Origin of the sequence: Mesorhizobium caraganae, from assembly GCF_016836705.1 — a bacterium.
Classification (GTDB): Bacteria; Pseudomonadota; Alphaproteobacteria; order Rhizobiales; family Rhizobiaceae; genus Mesorhizobium; species Mesorhizobium caraganae.
Window position 1 is genome coordinate 1 of record NZ_JAFCGY010000003.1, and the last position, 18,893, is coordinate 18,893.

At 62.2% G+C, this 18,893-nt stretch carries 31 protein-coding genes; all 31 read left to right on the forward strand.

All coding sequences use genetic code 11. The features are described from left to right. A partial coding sequence (locus JQK88_RS09775; protein WP_446669874.1) for an EF-Tu C-terminal domain-related protein occupies positions 1-126 on the forward strand: 126 nt, incomplete at its 5' end. A 67-nt stretch (positions 127-193) separates the two neighbouring features. Continuing rightward, entirely contained in the window at positions 194-502 is a 309-nt protein-coding gene (rpsJ, locus tag JQK88_RS09780; protein WP_010909272.1) for a 30S ribosomal protein S10, read from the forward strand. A gap of 61 nt (positions 503-563) precedes the next feature. Beyond that, positions 564-1,292, forward strand: a complete 729-nt coding sequence (rplC, locus tag JQK88_RS09785; protein WP_023682606.1) for a 50S ribosomal protein L3 — start codon at positions 564-566, stop codon at positions 1,290-1,292. Then, positions 1,292-1,912 (forward strand): 50S ribosomal protein L4, encoded by a 621-nt coding sequence (gene rplD / locus JQK88_RS09790; RefSeq protein ID WP_192254280.1) that lies wholly within the window; start codon positions 1,292-1,294, stop codon positions 1,910-1,912. The genes rplC and rplD overlap by 1 nt, the downstream gene beginning before the upstream one ends. Continuing rightward, positions 1,909-2,202 carry a 50S ribosomal protein L23 gene (locus JQK88_RS09795; RefSeq protein ID WP_027170367.1) on the forward strand — a complete coding sequence of 98 codons (294 nt, stop codon included), beginning with the start codon at positions 1,909-1,911 and terminating at the stop codon, positions 2,200-2,202. The genes rplD and JQK88_RS09795 overlap by 4 nt, the downstream gene beginning before the upstream one ends. A gap of 22 nt (positions 2,203-2,224) precedes the next feature. After that, positions 2,225-3,058, forward strand: a complete 834-nt coding sequence (gene rplB / locus JQK88_RS09800; protein ID WP_023706515.1) for a 50S ribosomal protein L2 — start codon at positions 2,225-2,227, stop codon at positions 3,056-3,058. Between the two features lie 16 nt (positions 3,059-3,074). After that, entirely contained in the window at positions 3,075-3,353 is a 279-nt protein-coding gene (gene rpsS / locus JQK88_RS09805; protein ID WP_006205463.1) for a 30S ribosomal protein S19, read from the forward strand. Between the two features lie 2 nt (positions 3,354-3,355). Continuing rightward, complete coding sequence (rplV, locus tag JQK88_RS09810; RefSeq protein WP_006205462.1) at positions 3,356-3,745, forward strand: 50S ribosomal protein L22; 390 nt, start codon at positions 3,356-3,358, stop codon at positions 3,743-3,745. Then, positions 3,745-4,470 carry a 30S ribosomal protein S3 gene (rpsC, locus tag JQK88_RS09815; RefSeq protein WP_013895697.1) on the forward strand — a complete coding sequence of 242 codons (726 nt, stop codon included), beginning with the start codon at positions 3,745-3,747 and terminating at the stop codon, positions 4,468-4,470. The genes rplV and rpsC overlap by 1 nt, the downstream gene beginning before the upstream one ends. A 26-nt stretch (positions 4,471-4,496) precedes the next feature. Continuing rightward, positions 4,497-4,910 (forward strand): 50S ribosomal protein L16, encoded by a 414-nt coding sequence (gene rplP / locus JQK88_RS09820; RefSeq protein WP_006205460.1) that lies wholly within the window; start codon positions 4,497-4,499, stop codon positions 4,908-4,910. Between the two features lie 13 nt (positions 4,911-4,923). Then, positions 4,924-5,124, forward strand: coding sequence for a 50S ribosomal protein L29 (gene rpmC / locus JQK88_RS09825; protein ID WP_006205459.1), 201 nt, complete (start codon positions 4,924-4,926; stop codon positions 5,122-5,124). An 11-nt stretch (positions 5,125-5,135) separates the two neighbouring features. Then, positions 5,136-5,375 carry a 30S ribosomal protein S17 gene (gene rpsQ, locus JQK88_RS09830; protein WP_010909280.1) on the forward strand — a complete coding sequence of 80 codons (240 nt, stop codon included), beginning with the start codon at positions 5,136-5,138 and terminating at the stop codon, positions 5,373-5,375. Between the two features lie 71 nt (positions 5,376-5,446). Then, entirely contained in the window at positions 5,447-5,815 is a 369-nt protein-coding gene (gene rplN / locus JQK88_RS09835; RefSeq protein ID WP_006205457.1) for a 50S ribosomal protein L14, read from the forward strand. Between the two features lie 12 nt (positions 5,816-5,827). Beyond that, positions 5,828-6,142 carry a 50S ribosomal protein L24 gene (gene rplX / locus JQK88_RS09840; protein WP_013531428.1) on the forward strand — a complete coding sequence of 105 codons (315 nt, stop codon included), beginning with the start codon at positions 5,828-5,830 and terminating at the stop codon, positions 6,140-6,142. Continuing rightward, on the forward strand, positions 6,135-6,734 hold the full coding sequence (gene rplE / locus JQK88_RS09845; protein WP_013531429.1) for a 50S ribosomal protein L5: 600 nt from the start codon (positions 6,135-6,137) through the stop codon (positions 6,732-6,734). Before rplX ends, rplE begins: the two co-directional genes overlap by 8 nt. Before the next feature lie 27 nt (positions 6,735-6,761). Then, positions 6,762-7,067, forward strand: coding sequence for a 30S ribosomal protein S14 (rpsN, locus tag JQK88_RS09850; RefSeq protein WP_010909282.1), 306 nt, complete (start codon positions 6,762-6,764; stop codon positions 7,065-7,067). Positions 7,068-7,079: 12 nt separating this feature from the next. Next, on the forward strand, positions 7,080-7,478 hold the full coding sequence (rpsH, locus tag JQK88_RS09855) for a 30S ribosomal protein S8 (RefSeq protein WP_006205453.1): 399 nt from the start codon (positions 7,080-7,082) through the stop codon (positions 7,476-7,478). A 41-nt stretch (positions 7,479-7,519) separates the two neighbouring features. After that, the gene (gene rplF, locus JQK88_RS09860; protein WP_023682603.1) at positions 7,520-8,053 is read left to right on the forward strand and encodes a 50S ribosomal protein L6; all 534 of its coding nucleotides are present in this window, start codon (positions 7,520-7,522) and stop codon (positions 8,051-8,053) included. 87 nt (positions 8,054-8,140) lie between these two features. Then, positions 8,141-8,500: a 50S ribosomal protein L18 gene (rplR, locus tag JQK88_RS09865; RefSeq protein WP_112562358.1), complete on the forward strand. Its 360-nt coding sequence runs from the start codon at positions 8,141-8,143 to the stop codon at positions 8,498-8,500. A 131-nt stretch (positions 8,501-8,631) separates the two neighbouring features. Then, complete coding sequence (rpsE, locus tag JQK88_RS09870; protein WP_006333394.1) at positions 8,632-9,195, forward strand: 30S ribosomal protein S5; 564 nt, start codon at positions 8,632-8,634, stop codon at positions 9,193-9,195. 24 nt (positions 9,196-9,219) lie between these two features. Then, on the forward strand, positions 9,220-9,417 hold the full coding sequence (rpmD, locus tag JQK88_RS09875; protein WP_203278192.1) for a 50S ribosomal protein L30: 198 nt from the start codon (positions 9,220-9,222) through the stop codon (positions 9,415-9,417). Between the two features lie 22 nt (positions 9,418-9,439). Next, entirely contained in the window at positions 9,440-9,913 is a 474-nt protein-coding gene (gene rplO, locus JQK88_RS09880) for a 50S ribosomal protein L15 (protein ID WP_142865528.1), read from the forward strand. Between the two features lie 191 nt (positions 9,914-10,104). Next, the gene (secY, locus tag JQK88_RS09885; RefSeq protein WP_192254278.1) at positions 10,105-11,445 is read left to right on the forward strand and encodes a preprotein translocase subunit SecY; all 1,341 of its coding nucleotides are present in this window, start codon (positions 10,105-10,107) and stop codon (positions 11,443-11,445) included. Continuing rightward, positions 11,442-12,050, forward strand: coding sequence for an adenylate kinase (locus tag JQK88_RS09890; RefSeq protein WP_203278193.1), 609 nt, complete (start codon positions 11,442-11,444; stop codon positions 12,048-12,050). The genes secY and JQK88_RS09890 overlap by 4 nt, the downstream gene beginning before the upstream one ends. 207 nt (positions 12,051-12,257) lie before the next feature. Further along, complete coding sequence (gene rpsM / locus JQK88_RS09895) at positions 12,258-12,626, forward strand: 30S ribosomal protein S13 (protein ID WP_006205445.1); 369 nt, start codon at positions 12,258-12,260, stop codon at positions 12,624-12,626. Between the two features lie 126 nt (positions 12,627-12,752). Continuing rightward, positions 12,753-13,142, forward strand: coding sequence for a 30S ribosomal protein S11 (rpsK, locus tag JQK88_RS09900; RefSeq protein WP_203278194.1), 390 nt, complete (start codon positions 12,753-12,755; stop codon positions 13,140-13,142). A gap of 101 nt (positions 13,143-13,243) precedes the next feature. Further along, entirely contained in the window at positions 13,244-14,254 is a 1,011-nt protein-coding gene (locus JQK88_RS09905; RefSeq protein ID WP_032933403.1) for a DNA-directed RNA polymerase subunit alpha, read from the forward strand. A gap of 104 nt (positions 14,255-14,358) precedes the next feature. Continuing rightward, positions 14,359-14,790 carry a 50S ribosomal protein L17 gene (gene rplQ / locus JQK88_RS09910; protein ID WP_192254274.1) on the forward strand — a complete coding sequence of 144 codons (432 nt, stop codon included), beginning with the start codon at positions 14,359-14,361 and terminating at the stop codon, positions 14,788-14,790. Positions 14,791-14,979: 189 nt separating this feature from the next. Further along, the gene (locus JQK88_RS09915; RefSeq protein ID WP_203278195.1) at positions 14,980-16,473 is read left to right on the forward strand and encodes a DegQ family serine endoprotease; all 1,494 of its coding nucleotides are present in this window, start codon (positions 14,980-14,982) and stop codon (positions 16,471-16,473) included. 101 nt (positions 16,474-16,574) lie between these two features. Beyond that, positions 16,575-17,885, forward strand: coding sequence for a replication-associated recombination protein A (locus JQK88_RS09920; protein WP_203278196.1), 1,311 nt, complete (start codon positions 16,575-16,577; stop codon positions 17,883-17,885). Between the two features lie 165 nt (positions 17,886-18,050). Then, complete coding sequence (locus JQK88_RS09925; RefSeq protein ID WP_112562348.1) at positions 18,051-18,881, forward strand: aspartyl/asparaginyl beta-hydroxylase domain-containing protein; 831 nt, start codon at positions 18,051-18,053, stop codon at positions 18,879-18,881. The last annotated feature ends 12 nt before the right edge of the window (positions 18,882-18,893 follow it).

Here is an 18,893-nt window from a genome sequence, read left to right on the forward strand (position 1 = left end):
GGCGACAACATCACGGTCGATGTCGAGCTGATCGTGCCGATCGCCATGGAAGAGAAGCTGCGCTTCGCCATCCGTGAAGGCGGCCGCACCGTCGGTGCCGGCATCGTCGTCACCATCAAAGAATAATTAGACTTAAACCGATCTGTCGCGGGCGCGGAGTTGCCCGCGCCGCGCCAGAACAAGGAAGTGACGCATGAACGGACAGAATATCCGCATCCGCCTGAAGGCGTTTGATCACCGGGTGCTAGACGCCTCGACGAAAGAAATCGTGTCGACGGCCAAGCGCACCGGAGCAAACGTCCGCGGCCCCATTCCGCTGCCGACGCGGATCGAAAAGTTCACGGTCAACCGGTCGCCTCACGTCGACAAGAAGAGCCGCGAGCAGTTCGAGATGCGCACGCACAAGCGTCTGCTCGACATCGTCGATCCGACCCCGCAGACGGTCGATGCTTTGATGAAGCTCGATCTGGCCGCCGGTGTCGACGTCGAGATCAAGCTCTAAGGGAATGAGAGCGCGGTAAGGGGCGGTGCCCCTGGCCCGGAACTCTAAAGGAATTGAACCGATGCGTTCAGGTGTGATTGCAAAGAAGGTGGGAATGACCCGCATCTATAATGATGCCGGGGAACATGTTCCCGTCACCGTTCTCCAGATGGAGAACTGCCAGGTCGTGGCTCAGCGCACGCAGGAGAAGAACGGCTATACGGCCGTCCAGCTCGGCGTTGGCCTCGCCAAGGTGAAGAACACGTCGAAGGCGATGCGCGGCCATTTCGCGACCGCTTCCGTCGAGCCGAAGGCGAAGGTCGCCGAGTTCCGCGTCTCTGCCGACAACATGATCGATGTCGGCGCCGAGATCACCGTCGAGCACTTCGTCGCCGGCCAGAAGGTCGATGTGACGGGCACGACGATCGGCAAGGGTTTCCAGGGCGTCATCAAGCGCCACCACATGGGTGGTGGCCGCGCGACGCACGGTAACTCGGTTTCGCACCGTACGCATGGCTCGACCGGCCAGCGTCAGGACCCGGGCAAGGTGTTCAAGGGCAAGCATATGGCTGGCCACATGGGCGACACCCGCGTCACCACACAGAATGTCGAGATCGTTTCGACCGACGCCGATCGCGGCCTGATCCTGATCCGCGGTGCGGTTCCCGGATCGAAGGGCGCCTGGATCCTGGTCCGCGATGCGGCCAAGGTGGCACTGCCGGCCAATGCGCCGAAGCCTGCCGCGATCCGCGCCGTTGCTGCCGAGAGTGGCGCGAAGAACGAGGCTCCGGCCGCAGAGGGAGCAGAATAATGGATGTCAAGATCACAACGCTTGGCGGCAAGGACGCCGGCAAGGTGAAACTCTCCGAGGAGATTTTCGGCCTTGATCCGCGCGAGGACATCCTGCAGCGCGTCGTGCGCTGGCAGCTGGCCAAGCGCCAGCAGGGCACGCACAAGGCCAAGGGCCGCGCCGAAATCGCGCGCACCGGCGCCAAGATGTACAAGCAGAAGGGTACGGGCCGCGCCCGCCACCATTCGGCACGCGCTCCGCAGTTCCGCGGCGGCGGCAAGGCCCACGGCCCGGTCGTTCGCAGCCACGAGCACGATCTGCCGAAGAAGGTTCGCGCCCTGGGCTTGCGCCATGCTCTCTCGGCCAAGGCCAAGAGCGCGTCGATCATCATCATCGACGAGCTGAAGCTGACCGAGGCCAAGACGAAGGCGCTGATCGCGAATTTCGCGACGCTGGGCCTGACCAACGCTTTGGTGATCGGCGGTGCCGAGCTTGACCAGAACTTCAAGCTGGCAGCGACCAACATCCCGAACATCGACGTGCTGCCCATCCAGGGCATCAACGTCTACGACATTCTTCGCCGCGGCACGCTGGTCCTTTCGAAGGCCGCCGTCGAGGCTCTCGAGGAGCGCTTTAAATGACCGACCTTCGTCATTACGACGTGATCGTCTCGCCGGCGATCACCGAAAAGTCGACCATGGCTTCCGAGAACAACCAGGTCGTCTTCAACGTCGCCAAGAAGGCGTCGAAGCCGGAAATCAAGGCCGCTGTCGAAGCGCTGTTTGGCGTCAAGGTTACGGCCGTGAACACGCTTGTCCGCAAGGGCAAGATCAAGCGCTTCCGCGGCACGATCGGCCGCCAGAGCGACGTCAAGAAGGCGGTAGTGACGCTGGCCGACGGCCAGTCGATCGACGTCGCGACGGGTCTCTGAGCTAGGCCGCGAGGACAGGACAATGGCACTTAAAAAATTCAACCCGGTAACGCCGAGCACCCGCCAGCTGGTCATCGTCGACCGCTCGGGCCTCTACAAGGGCAAGCCCGTCAAGGGCCTGACCGAAGGCCTGACCAAGTCGGGCGGCCGCAACAATCACGGCCGCATCACGGCCCGCTTCATCGGCGGCGGTCACAAGCGTTCGTACCGCATCATCGACTTCAAGCGCCGCAAGTTCGACGTCGTCGGCACGGTCGAGCGCATTGAATACGATCCGAACCGCACCGCCTTCATCGCGCTGATCAAGTACGACGATGGCGAGCTGTCCTACATCATCGCCCCGCAGCGCCTTGCCGCCGGCGACAAGATCGTGGCCGGTGAATCGGTCGACGTGAAGCCGGGCAATGCGATGCCGCTGGCCTCGATGCCGGTCGGCACGATCGTCCACAACATCGAGCTGAAGCCAGGCAAGGGCGCCCAGGTTGCTCGTTCGGCCGGCGGCTACGGCCAGCTGGTCGGTCGCGACCAGGGCATGGCAATCCTGCGCCTCAACTCGGGCGAGCAGCGTGTCGTTCACGGCTCCTGCATGGCCACCGTCGGCGCCGTGTCGAACCCCGACCACGGCAACATTAACGACGGCAAGGCCGGCCGCACGGTCTGGCGCGGCAAGCGCCCGCACAATCGCGGCGTGACCATGAACCCGGTCGACCATCCGCATGGCGGTGGTGAAGGCCGCACCTCCGGTGGCCGTCATCCGGTCAGCCCGTGGGGCAAGCCGACCAAGGGCAAGAAGACGCGGTCCAACAAGGCGACCGACAAGTTCATCCTGCGCTCGCGCCATCAGCGCAAGAGCTAAGAAGAGGTAACGCCAAGTGACTCGTTCTATTTGGAAAGGCCCCTTCATCGACGGCTACCTTCTCAAGAAGGTGGACAAGGTTCGTGAAGGTGGTCGCAATGAGGTGATCAAGATGTGGAGCCGTCGCTCCACCATCCTGCCGCAGTTCGTCGGCTTCACCTTCGGTGTCTACAACGGCCAGAAGCATGTTCCCGTCTCGGTGAACGAGGACATGGTCGGTCACAAGTTCGGTGAATTCGCTCCGACGCGGACCTATTACGGTCACGGCGCGGATAAGAAGGCGAAGAGGAAATAATCATGGGCAAGGCCAAAGCTCCGCGCAGGCTTGCTGACAACGAAGCGCGCGCCGTTCTGCGCACGATCCGTATCAGCCCGCAGAAGCTGAACCTGGTTGCCGCGCTGATCCGCGGCAAGAAGGTCGCGACAGCGCTTTCCGACCTCGAATTCTCGGCCAAGCGGATTTCCGGCACGGTCAAGAAGACGCTGGAATCGGCGATCGCCAACGCGGAAAACAACCACGACCTCGATGTCGATGCGCTGATCGTGGCGGAAGCCTATGTCGGCAAGTCGATCGTCATGAAGCGTTTCCACGCTCGTGGTCGCGGTCGCGCCAGCCGTATCGAGAAGCCGTTCTCGCACCTCACGATCGTCGTTCGTGAAGTCGAAGAAAAAGGGGAGGCCGCATAATGGGCCAGAAAGTCAATCCGATCGGTCTGCGCCTCGGCATCAACCGCACCTGGGATTCGCGCTGGTTCGCGAACACCGGCGAGTACGGCAAGCTGCTGCATGAGGACATCAAGATCCGCAAGTATCTTGAGAAGGAACTCAAGCAGGCCGCGATCTCCAAGGTCGTGATCGAGCGTCCGCACAAGAAGTGCCGCGTCACCATCCATGCGGCGCGTCCGGGTCTGATCATCGGCAAGAAGGGCGCCGACATCGAGAAGCTTCGCAAGAAGCTGATGGAGATGACGAAGTCCGAGACGCACCTCAACATCGTTGAAGTGCGCAAGCCGGAAATCGACGCGACGCTGGTCGCCCAGTCGATCGCCCAGCAGCTCGAGCGCCGTATCGCGTTCCGCCGCGCCATGAAGCGCGCCGTTCAGTCGGCGATGCGGCTTGGTGCCGAAGGCATCCGCATCAACTGCGCCGGCCGTCTCGGCGGCGCCGAGATCGCGCGCATGGAATGGTACCGCGAAGGCCGCGTGCCGCTGCACACGCTGCGCGCCGATGTCGATTACGGCACGGCCGAAGCGAACACGGCGTATGGCATCTGCGGCGTCAAGGTCTGGGTGTTCAAGGGCGAAATCCTCGAGCACGATCCGATGGCTTCGGAGCGTCGCGCGACCGAGGGTGATGCTGCGCATGGCGGTGGTGGTGATCGCGAACGCGGTCGTCGTCGCGAAAACGCCTGATTATTTAGGAATTTGGAGTTAGAACGATGCTGCAGCCAAAGCGCACAAAGTTCCGCAAGCAGTTCAAGGGCCGTATCCATGGTACCGCAAAGGGCGGCACCAACCTGGATTTCGGTGGTTTCGGGCTGAAGGCGCTTGAGCCGAACCGCGTCACCGCGCGTGAGATCGAGGCGGCCCGCCGCGCGATCACTCGTGAGATGAAGCGTGCCGGCCGCGTGTGGATCCGTATTTTCCCAGACGTGCCGGTGACGTCGAAGCCGACCGAAGTGCGCATGGGCAAGGGCAAGGGCGCTGTCGATTACTGGGCGGCGCGCGTCAAGCCGGGCCGAATCATGTTCGAGATCGACGGCGTCAACGAAGAAACCGCCCGTGAGGCGCTGCGTCTCGGCGCGGCCAAGCTCTCGGTCAGGACGCGCTTCGTACAGCGCATCGCAGAATAAGGACGGGCTGATCATGAAAGCCGAAGACATCCGGACCAAGACCCAGGACCAGCTGACCGACGATCTGGCCAGCCTGAAGAAGGAGCAGTTCAACCTGCGCTTCCAGAAGGCCACTGGCCAGCTCGAGAAGACCGCGCGCGTGAGGCAGGTCCGCAAGGACATTGCGCGTATCAAGACCATCGCTGCGGAAAAGTCCGCGGCCAAGAAGGCTTAAGGACGAAAACCATGCCAAAGCGCATTCTGCAGGGCACCGTCGTCAGCGACAAGAACGAGAAGACGGTTGTCGTCAAGGTCGAACGGCGCTTCACGCATCCCGTGATGAAGAAGACCGTGCGCATGACCAAGAAGTACAAGGCGCACGACGAGAACAACGCCCACAAGGTCGGCGATCAGGTGTTCATCCAGGAATCGAAGCCGATTTCCAAGGACAAGCGCTGGATCGTCGTATCTTCGGATCAGGCGTAAACAACGAATTTTGGACAGACCGGGGAGGGGCTTTGAGCCCGTCCCGTTAGAAAAGAAGAAGGCGGCCAGTCATGATTCAGATGCAAACAAACCTCGACGTCGCGGATAATTCCGGCGCGCGTCGTGTCATGTGCATCAAGGTGCTGGGCGGCTCGAAGCGGAAATACGCTTCCGTGGGCGACATCATCGTGGTGTCGATCAAGGAAGCCATTCCGCGCGGCCGCGTTAAGAAGGGCGATGTGATGAAGGCGGTCGTGGTTCGCACGGCCAAGGACATCCGCCGCCCGGACGGCAGCGTGATCCGTTTCGACAAGAACGCGGCCGTTCTCGTCGACAACAAAAAAGAGCCGATCGGCACGCGTATCTTCGGACCGGTTCCGCGCGAACTCCGTGCCAAGAACCACATGAAGATCATCTCGCTCGCGCCTGAAGTGCTGTAAGGAGCTGGACCAATGCAAAAGATTAGAAAAGGCGACAAGGTCGTCGTGCTGGCCGGCAAGGACAAGGGCCGTTCGGGCGAAGTCCTCTCGGTTCAGCCGAAGGAAGACACCGCGCTGGTGCGCGGCGTCAACATGATCCGTCGTCACCAGAAGCAGTCCCAGTCCCAAGAGGGCGGGATCATCACCAAGGAAGCGCCGATCCAGCTGTCGAACATCGCGCTGGCTGACCCCAAGGATGGCAAGCCGACCCGCGTCGGCTTCATCTTCCAGAAGGACGGCAAGAAGGTGCGCGTCGCCAAGCGCTCGGGAGAAGTCATCAATGGCTAAGGCTCAAACCACGAAGCCCAAGGCTGAAAGCAAACAGTCCAAGGCCCAGAACACGCCGCGCCTCAAGCAGGTCTACAACGAGACCATTCGCAAGGCGCTGCAGGAGCAGTTCGGCTACGACAACGAGATGCAGGTTCCGCGCATCGACAAGATCGTGCTGAACATGGGCGTCGGCGAAGCGACCGCGGATTCGAAGAAGCCTTCGATCGCGGCCGAAGACCTGGCGATGATCGCCGGCCAGAAGGCCGTCGTCACCCGCGCCCGCAACTCCATCGCCGGCTTCAAGGTCCGCGAGAAGATGCCGATCGGCGCCAAGGTCACGCTGCGCAAGGAACGCATGTACGAGTTCCTCGACCGCCTCGTGAACATCGCACTGCCGCGCGTTCGCGACTTTCGCGGACTGAATCCGAAGAGCTTCGATGGCCGTGGCAACTACGCCATGGGCATCAAGGAACACATCGTGTTCCCGGAGATCAACTACGACAAGGTTGATCAGATCTGGGGCATGGACGTCATCGTTTGTACGACCGCGAAGACGGACGACGAAGCCAGGGCATTGCTCAAGGCCTTCAACTTCCCCTTCCGCCAGTAACGGCAGCGAGAAAAGGAAAAATCTGAAATGGCAAAGACCAGCTCAGTCGAGAAGAACAACAGGCGCCGCAAGCTTGCCGACCAGTACGGTCCCAAGCGCGCTGCCCTGAAGGCGATCATCATGGACCAGTCCAAGCCGATGGAGGAGCGCTTCCGCGCTCAGCTGAAGCTTGCTGCCCTGCCGCGCAACTCGGCCAAGATCCGCATCCGCAACCGCTGCGAAGTTACCGGCCGTCCGCGCGCCTATTATCGCAAGCTCAAAGTATCGCGCATCGCGCTTCGTGATCTCGGCAATAACGGCCAGATCCCGGGCCTGGTCAAGTCGAGCTGGTAAGGAGGACATAACATGTCATTGAGCGATCCTCTCGGCGATATGCTGACCCGCATCCGCAACGCGTACGGCCGTAAGAAGTCGAGCGTCTCGACGCCGGCTTCGCGCCTGCGTACCCGCGTCCTCGACGTGCTGAAGGCTGAAGGCTATATCCGCGACTACAGCCAGACCGACTTCGACAACGGCAAGTCCGAGATCGAAATCGAGCTGAAGTATTTCGACGGTGCTCCGGTCGTGCGTGAAATCGCCCGCGTCTCGAAGCCTGGCCGCCGCGTTTACGTCTCGGCCAAGTCGATCCCGCACGTCGCCAACGGCCTCGGCATCGCCATCCTTTCGACGCCGAAGGGCGTGATGGCCGATCACGAAGCACGCGAACAGAATGTCGGCGGCGAAATCCTCTGCCAGATTTTCTAATTCGGCAGACCTGAAACAAGAGAAGTGACGAGGACAACAAAATGTCTCGTATTGGAAAGAAACCCGTTTCGCTGCCGCAGGGCGTGACCGCGACCGTCAACGGCCAGACCGTGACGGCGAAGGGCCCCAAGGGCGAGCTGAAGTTCGTGGTGAACGACGAAGTGCTGGTCAAGATGGAAGGCAGCGAAATCGCTGTCCAGCCGCGCGACCAGACCAAGACCGCCCGCTCCAAGTGGGGCATGTCGCGCACGCAGATCGTCAACATCCTGCAGGGCGTCAAGGACGGTTTCGAGAAGAAGCTCGAGATCACCGGCGTCGGCTATCGCGCCGCCCTTCAGGGCAAGAACCTGCAGCTGGCTCTTGGCTTCAGCCATGACGTCGTCTACGAGACGCCGGCCGGCATCACGATCACTGTGCCGAAGCCGACGGAAATCACCGTGACCGGCATCGACAAGCAGCAGGTCGGCCAGGTTGCCGCCGAGATCCGCGAGTATCGCGGTCCGGAGCCCTACAAGGGCAAGGGTGTCCGCTATGCCGGCGAGAAGATCGTCCGCAAGGAAGGCAAGAAGAAGTAAGTTTAACGCCGCGGGGAGCGGTCGCGGGAGGCGCTTTCGCCTACCGCACAAGGCGGCCCCCGTTTTTTGAAGGCAAGGAAGACCATCATGGGTACCAAGGAATCCACGCAGCGCCGTGCGCAGCGCGTTCGCCGCCAGATCAAGAAGGTCGCCGGCGAGCGTCCGCGGCTGTCGGTCCACCGCACGTCGAAGAACATCTACGTGCAGGTTATCGACGACGCCAAGGGCCATACCATTGTCGCTGCTTCGACGCTCGAGAAGGACCTCAAGGGTTCGCTCAAGACCGGCGCCGACACCGCGGCTGCGGCCGCGATCGGCAAGCTGATCGCCGAGCGCGCCGCCAAGGCTGGCGTCAAGGAAGTCGTCTTCGACCGCGGCGCCTACATCTATCACGGCCGCGTCAAGGCGCTAGCAGAGGCTGCCCGTGAAGGTGGCCTGAGCTTCTAATTGCTTGATCCCGAAAAGTTGCAGACTTTTCGGACAAGATCATGCAAGGAAAATAATTCGCCCCCGGTGACCCACAGAGGCACCGGATCTTATCAGCAACCGTGCTTCCGGAAAAAAACAAGGAACAGGATATGGCACAGGAACGTAGGGATGGCGGCCGCGGCCGCGATCGTGAAGAGCGCGATGACGGCATGGTGGACAAGCTCGTCCACATCAACCGCGTCGCCAAGGTCGTCAAGGGCGGCCGTCGCTTTGGTTTTGCAGCACTCGTCGTCGTCGGGGACCAGAAGGGCCGCGTCGGCTTCGGTCACGGCAAGGCGCGCGAAGTGCCGGAAGCCATCCGCAAGGCAACCGAATCGGCAAAGCGCGACATGATCTTCGTGCCGCTGCGCTCGGGCCGCACGCTGCACCACGACGTCGAGGGACGCTGGGGTGCGGGACGCGTGCTGCTGCGCGCCGCCAAGCAGGGTACCGGCATCATCGCTGGCGGCCCGATGCGCGCTGTCTTCGAGACGCTCGGCATGCATGACGTGGTCGCCAAGTCGATGGGTTCGTCGAACCCCTACAACATGGTTCGCGCCACCTTCGATGCACTGAAGAGCCAGATGCATCCCAAGGATGTGGCTGCTGCGCGCGGCATCAAGTATTCGACCCTTCAGGCCCGCCGCGGCACCGCCGTTGCGGCTGAAGAATAGTCGATCTGACCAGGGATTTTGACCATGGCCAAGAAAGCAACCAAGACCATCACCGTTGAGCAGATCGGTTCGCCGATCCGCCGCCCGAGGGAACAGCGCGCAACGCTGGTCGGCCTCGGCCTCAACAAGATGCACAAGCAGCGCACGCTGGAGGACACTCCGTCGGTGCGCGGCATGATCGCTGCCGTCCAGCATCTCGTCCGCGTCGTGGACGAGGGCTGAGCAAAAGCGCAGGAGAACTCAGATGAAACTCAACGATCTGCGTGACAAGGACGGCGCGACGCACTCCAAGAAGCGTCTCGGCCGTGGCATCGGCTCCGGCTCGGGCAAGACCGGCGGTCGCGGCGTCAAGGGCCAGAAGGCGCGCTCCGGCGTCGCCATCAACGGCTTCGAGGGTGGCCAGATGCCGCTCTACAGGCGCCTGCCGAAGCGTGGCTTCAACAACATCTTCGCCAAGAGCTTTGTCGTCGTGTCGCTGGCTCGTATCCAGACGGCGCTCGATGCCAAGAAGCTCGACGCCAAGGCGACCGTGACGGCCGAGGCACTGGTTGCCGCCGGCGTCATCCGCCGCGTCAAGGACGGCGTGCGCATCCTCTCGGACGGCGAGCTCAAGGCAAAGCTTGCCTTCGACGTCGCCGGCGCTTCGAAGGCTGCGATCGAGAAGATCGAAAAGGCCGGCGGTTCGGTCAAGCTGCCGGAAGCGGCCGCTGCCGAGTAACGGCAATTTGAAGCGCGCTTGGCAGGAACGGCCTCCGTTTTTGCTCACGATTGCGCTTTGATCCGATCAATTGAGCGGCCGCGTCAACGCGGCCGCTTGCATGTTGAGAGCCCGGAGCTTATCTCGTGAGCTTCGGTGAAACGCGCCGCCTGAGCTGCGGGCATCGAGCGTGACCAAGCGGAGAATCAGGCATGGCTTCGGCTGCTGAACAACTAGCCTCGAATCTGAATTTTGCGGCCTTCGCCAAGGCGGAGGATCTGAAGAAGCGAATCTGGTTCACCGTCGGCGCGCTGCTTGTCTATCGTCTCGGCACCTACATCCCGCTGCCCGGCATCAACCCGGACGCGTTCGCCCAGGCCTTCTCCTCGCAAGCCAAGGGCGTGCTCGGCATGTTCAACATGTTTGCCGGCGGCGCCGTGCAGCGCATGGCGATCTTCGCGCTCGGCATCATGCCCTACATCTCGGCCTCCATCATCATGCAGCTGATGACCTCGGTCATTCCCTCGCTGGAAGCGCTGAAGAAGGAAGGCGAGCAGGGCCGCAAGGTCATCAACCAGTACACGCGTTACGGCACGGTGCTTTTGGCGCTGGTGCAGGCCTATGGCATTTCGGTTGGCCTGGAAGGCGGCAACGGCATCGTCAACGATCCCGGCATGTTCTTCCGCATCTCGACCGTCGTCACGCTGGTTGGCGGCACCATGTTCCTGATGTGGCTGGGCGAGCAGATCACCGCACGTGGCATCGGCAACGGCATTTCGCTGATCATCTTCTCGGGCATCGTCGCCGGCCTGCCACGCGCCATCTCCGGCACGCTGGAACTCGGCCGCACCGGCGCCTTGTCGACCGGGTTGATCCTGGCGATCATCGTGCTGGCCATCATCGTCATCGCGCTCATCGTGTTCTTCGAGCGCGCACAGCGCCGCCTGCTGATCCAGTATCCGAAGCGCCAGGTCGGCAACCGCATGTTCCAGGGCGACACCTCGCATCTGCCGCTGAAGCTCAACACGTCGGGCGTCATTCCGCCGATCTTCGCGTCGTCGCTGCTGCTGTTGCCGGCAACGGTCGCCGGCTTCTCGCAGACGACAAACCTGCCGGCCTGGGCAAGCACCGTGCTCGCCTCGCTCGGCCATGGGCAGCCGCTCTACATGCTGTTCTATGCGGGGATGATCGTGTTCTTCGCATTCTTCTACACGGCCATCGTGTTCAACCCGAAGGACACCGCCGACCAGCTCAAGAAGCATTCCGGCTTCATCCCGGGCTACCGTCCGGGTGAGCGCACCGCCGATTACATCGACTATGTCCTGACGCGCATCACCGTCGTCGGCGCCATCTATCTGGTGCTGGTGTGCCTGCTGCCCGAATTCCTGATTTCGGCGACTGGCGTACCTTTCTACCTCGGTGGCACATCGCTTCTGATCGTGGTCAGTGTAACCCTCGATACGGTGGCGCAGATTCAGGGTCACCTGATCGCGCACCAGTATGAGGGCCTGATCAAGAAGTCGAAGTTGCGCGGGGGGAAGAAGGCCAGATGAGATTGATATTGCTTGGGCCGCCAGGGGCGGGCAAGGGGACGCAAGCACAAAGACTGGTAGAGAAATACGGCATACCGCAGCTGTCGACGGGCGACATGCTGCGGGCGGCAGTGCAGGCCGGCACCGAAGTCGGCAAGCGCGCCAAGGCGGTGATGGATGCCGGCGAGCTGGTTTCCGACGCCATCGTCAACGCCATCGTCGCCGAGCGCATCGATCAGCCCGATTGCGCCAACGGTTTCATCCTCGACGGCTACCCGCGCACGCTGGTACAGGCCGATGCGGTTGAATCGATGCTTGCCGAGCGTGGCATCGCACTGGACGCGGTGATTGAGTTCGTCGTCGACGACAAGGCGCTGGTCGGCCGCATCGTCAAGCGGGCCGAAGACGCCAAGGCCGCCGGCCAGCCGGTGCGCAAGGACGACAACCCGGTGGTGTTCGAAGAGCGCCTGCGGGAATATTACAAGAAGACCGCCCCGCTGATCGGCTATTACTACGCCAAGCGCACGCTGAAGAGCGTCGACGGCATGGCCGGCATCGACACTGTGACGGCGGAGATCGAAGCGCTGCTCGCCGCAGTGACGCGGGAGACCGTTACGGCAAAGTAAAGATTGCGCTTGACTGGAACGGTTCGCTGGGTTATGGCGGCCCGTCTTCCTATCAGGCATGAGGCTTGCTTGTCCGCAAGGGCAAGGCAGCCGTATTGAAACTAGGAAACTCCCGCATGGGCCGGCCTCCACCGGACGCGGGGTAATTTGAACAGCGCCGGGCCTGCCTTTTGAAGGTTGGCCGGCCCACATGGAGAAGAGAAGAATATGGCTCGTATAGCCGGCGTCAACATTCCGACCAACAAGCGCGTCGTCATTGCGCTTCAGTACATTCACGGCATTGGCAAGAAGTTCGCCCAGGAGATCGTCGACAAGGTCGGCATCCCGGCCGAGCGCCGCGTCAACCAGCTGACCGACGCGGAAGTGCTGCAGATCCGCGAGACCATCGACCGCGACTACCAGGTCGAAGGTGACCTGCGCCGCGAAGTGTCGATGAACATCAAGCGGCTGATGGACCTCGGCTGCTACCGCGGCCTGCGTCACCGCCGCTCGCTGCCGGTTCGCGGCCAGCGCACGCACACCAATGCACGCACCCGCAAGGGCCCGGCCAAGTCGATCGCCGGCAAGAAGAAGTAAGTGAGCGAATAGCGAGTAGCCGTTAGCGAGTAGGGATCCCTAATCGCTAATCCCTACTCACTACTCGCTTCCGAAGGTGGAGCCGCTGGCATTACGGCGGTGTAGAGATCAACTGAAAGGACTATCATGGCCAAGGAAGCCGGTCGTGTTCGCCGTCGCGAACGCAAGAACATCTCGTCGGGCGTTGCCCACGTCAATTCGACCTTCAACAACACGATGATCACCATCACCGACGCGCAGGGCAATTCGATTGCCTGGTCGTCGGCCGGTGCCCAGGGCTTCAAGGGTTCGCGCAAGTCGACCCCGTTCGCTGCCCAGATGGCTGCCGAAGACGTCGCCAAGAAGGCCCAGGAACACGGCATGCGCATGCTCGAAGTCGAGGTCTGCGGACCTGGCTCCGGTCGTGAATCGGCGCTTCGCGCCCTGCAGGCGGCCGGCTTCACCATCACCTCGATCCGTGATGTGACACCGATCCCGCACAATGGCTGCCGCCCGCGCAAGAAGCGCCGCGTCTAAGACATTACCGAACGCCGCGCGAGCGCCTCTGGCGCTCCTCCACGGCACTCCAGGTCGCCCGCCACGATTGGATGGTGGCGGGTCAACGGAAGGAAAGCATCATGATCCAGAAAAATTGGCAGGAACTGATCAAGCCGAACAAGATCGAGTTCTCGTCGAAGAAGAAGACGCTGACCACGCTGGTCGCCGAGCCGCTCGAACGCGGCTTCGGCCTGACGCTCGGCAACGCGCTGCGCCGCGTGCTTCTGTCTTCGCTGCGCGGTGCGGCTGTGACCGCCGTGCAGATCGACGGCGTTCTGCATGAATTCTCGTCGATCGCCGGTGTGCGTGAAGACGTGACCGACATCGTGCTCAACATCAAGGAAATCGCTATCCGCATGGAAGGCGATGGCCCCAAGCGCATGGTCGTTCGCAAGCAGGGCCCGGGTGCGGTTCTGGCTGGCGACATCCAGACGGTTGGCGACGTCGAGATCCTCAACCCCGACCACGTCATCTGCACGCTGGACGAAGGCGCGGAAATCCGCATGGAATTCACCGTCGACACCGGCAAGGGCTACGTGCCGGCAGAGCGCAACCGTGCCGAAGACGCGCCGATCGGCCTTATCCCGGTCGACAGCCTGTATTCGCCGGTCAAGAAGGTCTCCTACAAGGTCGAGAACACCCGCGAGGGCCAGGTTCTCGACTATGACAAGCTGACCATGACGATCGAGACCGACGGTTCGATCTCGGGCGAGGACGCGGTGGCATTCGCTGCCCGCATCCTGCAGGACCAGCTCGGCCTGTTCGTCAACTTCGACGAGCCACAGAAGGAAGTCGCTACCGAAGCCGTCACCGAGCTCGCCTTCAACCCGGCGCTGCTCAAGAAGGTCGACGAGCTCGAGCTTTCGGTGCGTTCGGCCAACTGCCTGAAGAACGACAACATCGTCTACATCGGCGATCTCATCCAGAAGACCGAAGCCGAGATGCTGCGCACCCCGAACTTCGGCCGCAAGTCGCTGAACGAGATCAAGGAAGTCTTGGCGGCGATGGGCCTGCACCTCGGCATGGAAGTGCCGGACTGGCCGCCGGAAAACATCGAAGACCTCGCCAAGCGTTACGAAGATCAATATTGAGCATGAATTCCAAGGATCGGCGGCGTGGGCCGCTCGATCCGACGGTCATGCAGAAAACCATCAGAGGCCATGGCCTCTTGAACAACTGAAGAAGGAAAAGAGCCATGCGCCACGGTTTCAAAGGCCGCCGCTTCGCCCGAAGCATTAGCCATCGCAAGTCGATGTTCGCCAACCTCGCCGTGTCGCTGCTCGAACATGAGCAGATCGTCACCACCTTGCCCAAGGCGAAGGACCTGCGTCCGATCGTCGAGAAGCTGGTGACGCTTGGCAAGCGCGGCGACCTGCATGCGCGCCGCCAGGTCATTGCCCAGATCGGCAATGAAGGCGTCGTCAAGCGCCTGTTCGACACCATTGCGCCGCGCTACGCCGACCGCAATGGCGGCTACCTGCGCATCATGAAGGCGGGCTTCCGCCACGGCGACAATGCCGCCATGGCGGTCATCGAGTTCGTCGACCGCGACACCGACGCCAAGGGCGCCGGCGACCGCGCCCGCCTCGAGGCCGAAGGTGTCAATGAGGAAGCCGCGGCCGCATAAGGCTCGGTATCGCAAATGACTTCAAGGGGCCTTCGGGCCCCTTTTTTGTATTGTCGCGAGGGCATGCCTCGCCAAGCGTTTTTGCCTGCCGGGCGAGTGCTTTTGCACGACAATCGCCGTATTTCAGTGCATTAGCCTTTCATTCTGCACAATCGTCGGGACAATGACGCCCGATCTGGAGGATTCGGAATGCACTTCAAACGGCTGTTTCTTGTTGCCCTTTGCGCGCTGGCCGCCTTTGCCGCGGCACCGGCCGTGAGGCAGGCGCTGGCCGAGGACGCCGCCAAGCCAGCCGATCCGGGCCTCTCCGATGTGCTGACCGATCTGTTGCATGGCGTCGAGGGCGAGAACGGCACCTCCGGTCCCGACAAGCGTGTGCCGTTCGGCCGCGAAGAGGTGCAGCTTTCGTTTGCGCCACTGGTCAAGCAGACGGCGCCGGCGGTGGTCAATGTTTATGCCTCACAGACGGCCAAGGTCACGTCACCCTTCGACGGCGATCCTTTCTTCGAGGAATTCTTCGGTCGCGCGCAGCCGCGCGCGCAATCTTCGCTCGGCTCGGGCGTGCTGGTTGACCCGAGTGGCGTGGTCGTCACCAATTTCCACGTCATCAAGGACGCCGACGAGGTCAAGGTCGCGACCGCCGACGGGCGCGAATTCACCTCGAAGGTCATGCTCAAGGACGAGACGCTCGACCTTGCCGTGCTCAAGATCACCTCCGACAAGCCGTTTCCGGTGATCGCCATCGGCGATTCCGACGCGCTCGAGGTCGGCGACCTGGTGCTGGCGATCGGCAATCCGTTCGGCGTCGGCCAGACCACCACCAGCGGCATCGTTTCGGCGCTTGCCCGCAGCCATATCGGCGTTTCGGATTCGGGCTATTTCATCCAGACCGACGCTGCCATCAATCCCGGCAATTCCGGCGGCGCGCTGATCAACATGGGCGGCCAGCTGGTCGGCATAAACACTGCGATTTACAGCCGCAGCGGCGGCTCGATCGGCATTGGCTTTGCCATCCCGGCCAACATGGTGCGCGCTTTCGCCGACGCGGCCAAGGCGGGGCTCGATTTCTTCGAGCGGCCCTATATCGGCGCCGAGTTCGAAGCGGTCACACCGCAGATTGCCGAATCGCTCGGCATGGAGAAGCCGGCCGGGGCGCTGGTCTCGTCTGTCGAGGAGGCTGGACCGGCGGCCAAGGCAGGGCTGAAGCCCGGGGATGTGGTGCTGCAGCTCAACGGCACGACCGTTGACGGCATCGAGGCGCTGGATTACCGCATGGCGACGCTGTCGATCGGCACCAAGGCCAGCTTTGCTGTCCTGAGCAAAGGCCAGCAGGCGACGATGGACATTGCGCTGGAGCGTGCGCCGGAGGGCGCCAAGGCCTCGGAAGTGACGCTGCATGGCCGCAGCCCGTTCTCGGGCGCCAAGGTCGCGGAACTGTCGCCCAGGCTTGCACAGCGGCTTGGCCTGCGCACCGACCTCAAGGGCGTCACCGTGGTCGACATCAACCGCGATTCGCCGGCCGCCGATTTCGGCTTCCAGCCCGGCGACATTGTGCGCGAGGTGAACGGCACGACTGTCGATACGGCGGCGACGCTGGCGCAGCTTGCCCAGCAGGATACGCGCTGGTGGCGCTTTACCGTCGAGCGTGGCGGGCAGATACTGCGCCAGGTGTTGCGTTACTGAGGCGCTCTTCCCATTTAGAGCATGATCCCGAAAAGTGGGAACCGGTTTTCGGATAAGATCATGCTCCAAAAGAGTGGGATCGCTCCAACAAAAAGACTTGCATGGCCGATCTGTTCAGCGTCGATGAACCGGAAAGAGCGCCACCCGGTCGGCCGCTCGCCGACCGGCTGCGCCCGAAAAACCTCGGCGAGGTCGTTGGCCAGGAGCATCTGACCGGGCCCGATGGCGCGCTGACGCGGCTGATCAATTCCGGCTCACTCGGCTCGATGATTTTTTGGGGGCCGCCGGGGACCGGAAAGACGACCGTTGCGCGGCTGCTGGCCGGCGAGACCAGTCTTGCCTTCGAGCAGATCTCGGCGGTGTTTTCTGGCGTCGCCGACCTGAAGAAAGTGTTCGAGGCGGCAAAGCTGCGGCGCGCCAATGGCCGCCAGACGCTGCTGTTCGTCGACGAGATCCATCGCTTCAACCGCGCCCAGCAGGATTCTTTCCTGCCGGTCATGGAGGACGGCACGGTCGTGCTCGTCGGCGCCACGACGGAGAATCCCTCCTTCGAGCTCAATGCCGCGCTTCTATCGCGGGCGCGGGTGCTGGTCTTCCATTCGCTGGGCGAGGAGAGCATCGCCAAACTGATCACGCGGGCGGAGGAGACCGAGGGCAGGGCGCTGCCGCTCGACGACGAGGCGCTGGCGATGCTCATCCGCATGAGCGATGGCGACGGTCGTGCCTCGCTGACCTTGGCCGAAGAGGTCTGGCGCGCTGCCAAAGCTGGCGAGGTTTTCGATCCCGAAGGGCTGCAGCGCATCGTCCAGCGCCGTGCGCCGATCTACGACAAGGGCCAGGACGGCCATTACAATCTGATCTCGGCGTTGCACAAATCGGTGCGCGGGTCCGATCCCGACGCGGCCCTCTATTATCTTGCCCGCATGTTCGATGCCGGCGAGGATCCGCTCTATCTCGGCCGCCGGCTGGTGCGCATGGCGATGGAGGATATCGGGCTGGCCGACCCGCAGGCGCTGGTCGTGGCCAACGCAGCCAAGGACGCCTATGACTATCTGGGCTCGCCCGAAGGCGAACTCGCCTTCGCCGAGGCGACCGTCTATCTCGCCACCGCGCCCAAATCCAACGCCGTCTACACCGCCTTCAAGGCGGCCACGCGGGCGGCGAAGGAGTTCGGTTCGCTGCTGCCGCCCAAGCACATCCTCAACGCGCCGACCAAGCTGATGAAAGAGGAGGATTACGGCGCCGGCTACCGCTACGACCATGACCAGCCCGATGCCTTTTCCGGCCAGGACTATTTTCCGGAAAAGATGGGCCGGCAGACCTTTTACGATCCGCCCGAACGCGGCTTCGAGCGCGATATCCGGAAACGGCTGGACTATTGGGCGAAGCTGCGCAGCGAGCGGGAAAAATAGGCTTGCGCGCGCCTGTGGTTTTTCGCCCACCTCAGCGCCGCGCGATGGCATTGTGCGTGGGGACAAAAGACCCTATCAAGGCGCACGGCCTCGGGGGTGGCCGTCGCTAAGATGCTTGGCGATTGTCGTCGCAACAGGAATCGCGCCCGACGGCGCGAGAAAAAAATGAAAAAATCCCTTCGCAAATCCCTTCGCCAGGCTGTGATTGCACTGCCGCTGCTTGCGCTCGGCTTCTATTTCATCCCGATCCTGACTACGATCTGGATCGTCTGCGGCCTGATCGATGTGCTGCGCAACGCCAACAAGGACCTGTCGCTGTTGCGCGGCTATTTCCTCGGCAACGGCATTTTCACCTGGCTGCTGTCGCCCTTCAACCTTCTGGTCGACCTGCTCTGCTACCGGAACCCGGGCGTGTGGAAGCTGGAGCAGTTTCCCGCCGACTATCAGCGCGAGGTCAACGAGGTTCTCGACGTCTTCAAGGCGCGCAAGGACGAGATCATCGCCGATATCGACGCCAATTTCGGCACCGGCCGTCGCGGCATGTATGTCTATCAATGGTACGGCAAGCACAAGATCGACAACGTCGCCGAATTCAACAAGGATTTCAAATACATCAAGACCATTGCCGTCTCGGTCTTCAGGGGCAAGGAATCGACCTCCTGGCATTTCGGACCGCTGCGGCTCAGCCTGCGCATCCTCTACAATCTCCTGCCGGTGAAGGCAGAGGTTTTCGTCGAGTGCAACGGCGCCAGGAACTACTGGCACGACAACCCGCTCTATATTTTCGACGACACGCTGCTGCACCGCTCGGTCAACGAATATGACGGGCGCCGCTACTGTGTGTTCATGGACATCATCCGTCCGTCGCCATTCCCTGGCTTCATCGCCGGCCTTCTCGCCATCGTTTCGGTCACCGTCGAGCGCATCAATTCCATGTTCTACAAGAACTGGAAGATGATCGGCTCGAGCAAGGCAAAGAAGGTCGAGACAACCTGACGCGTAGTCTTG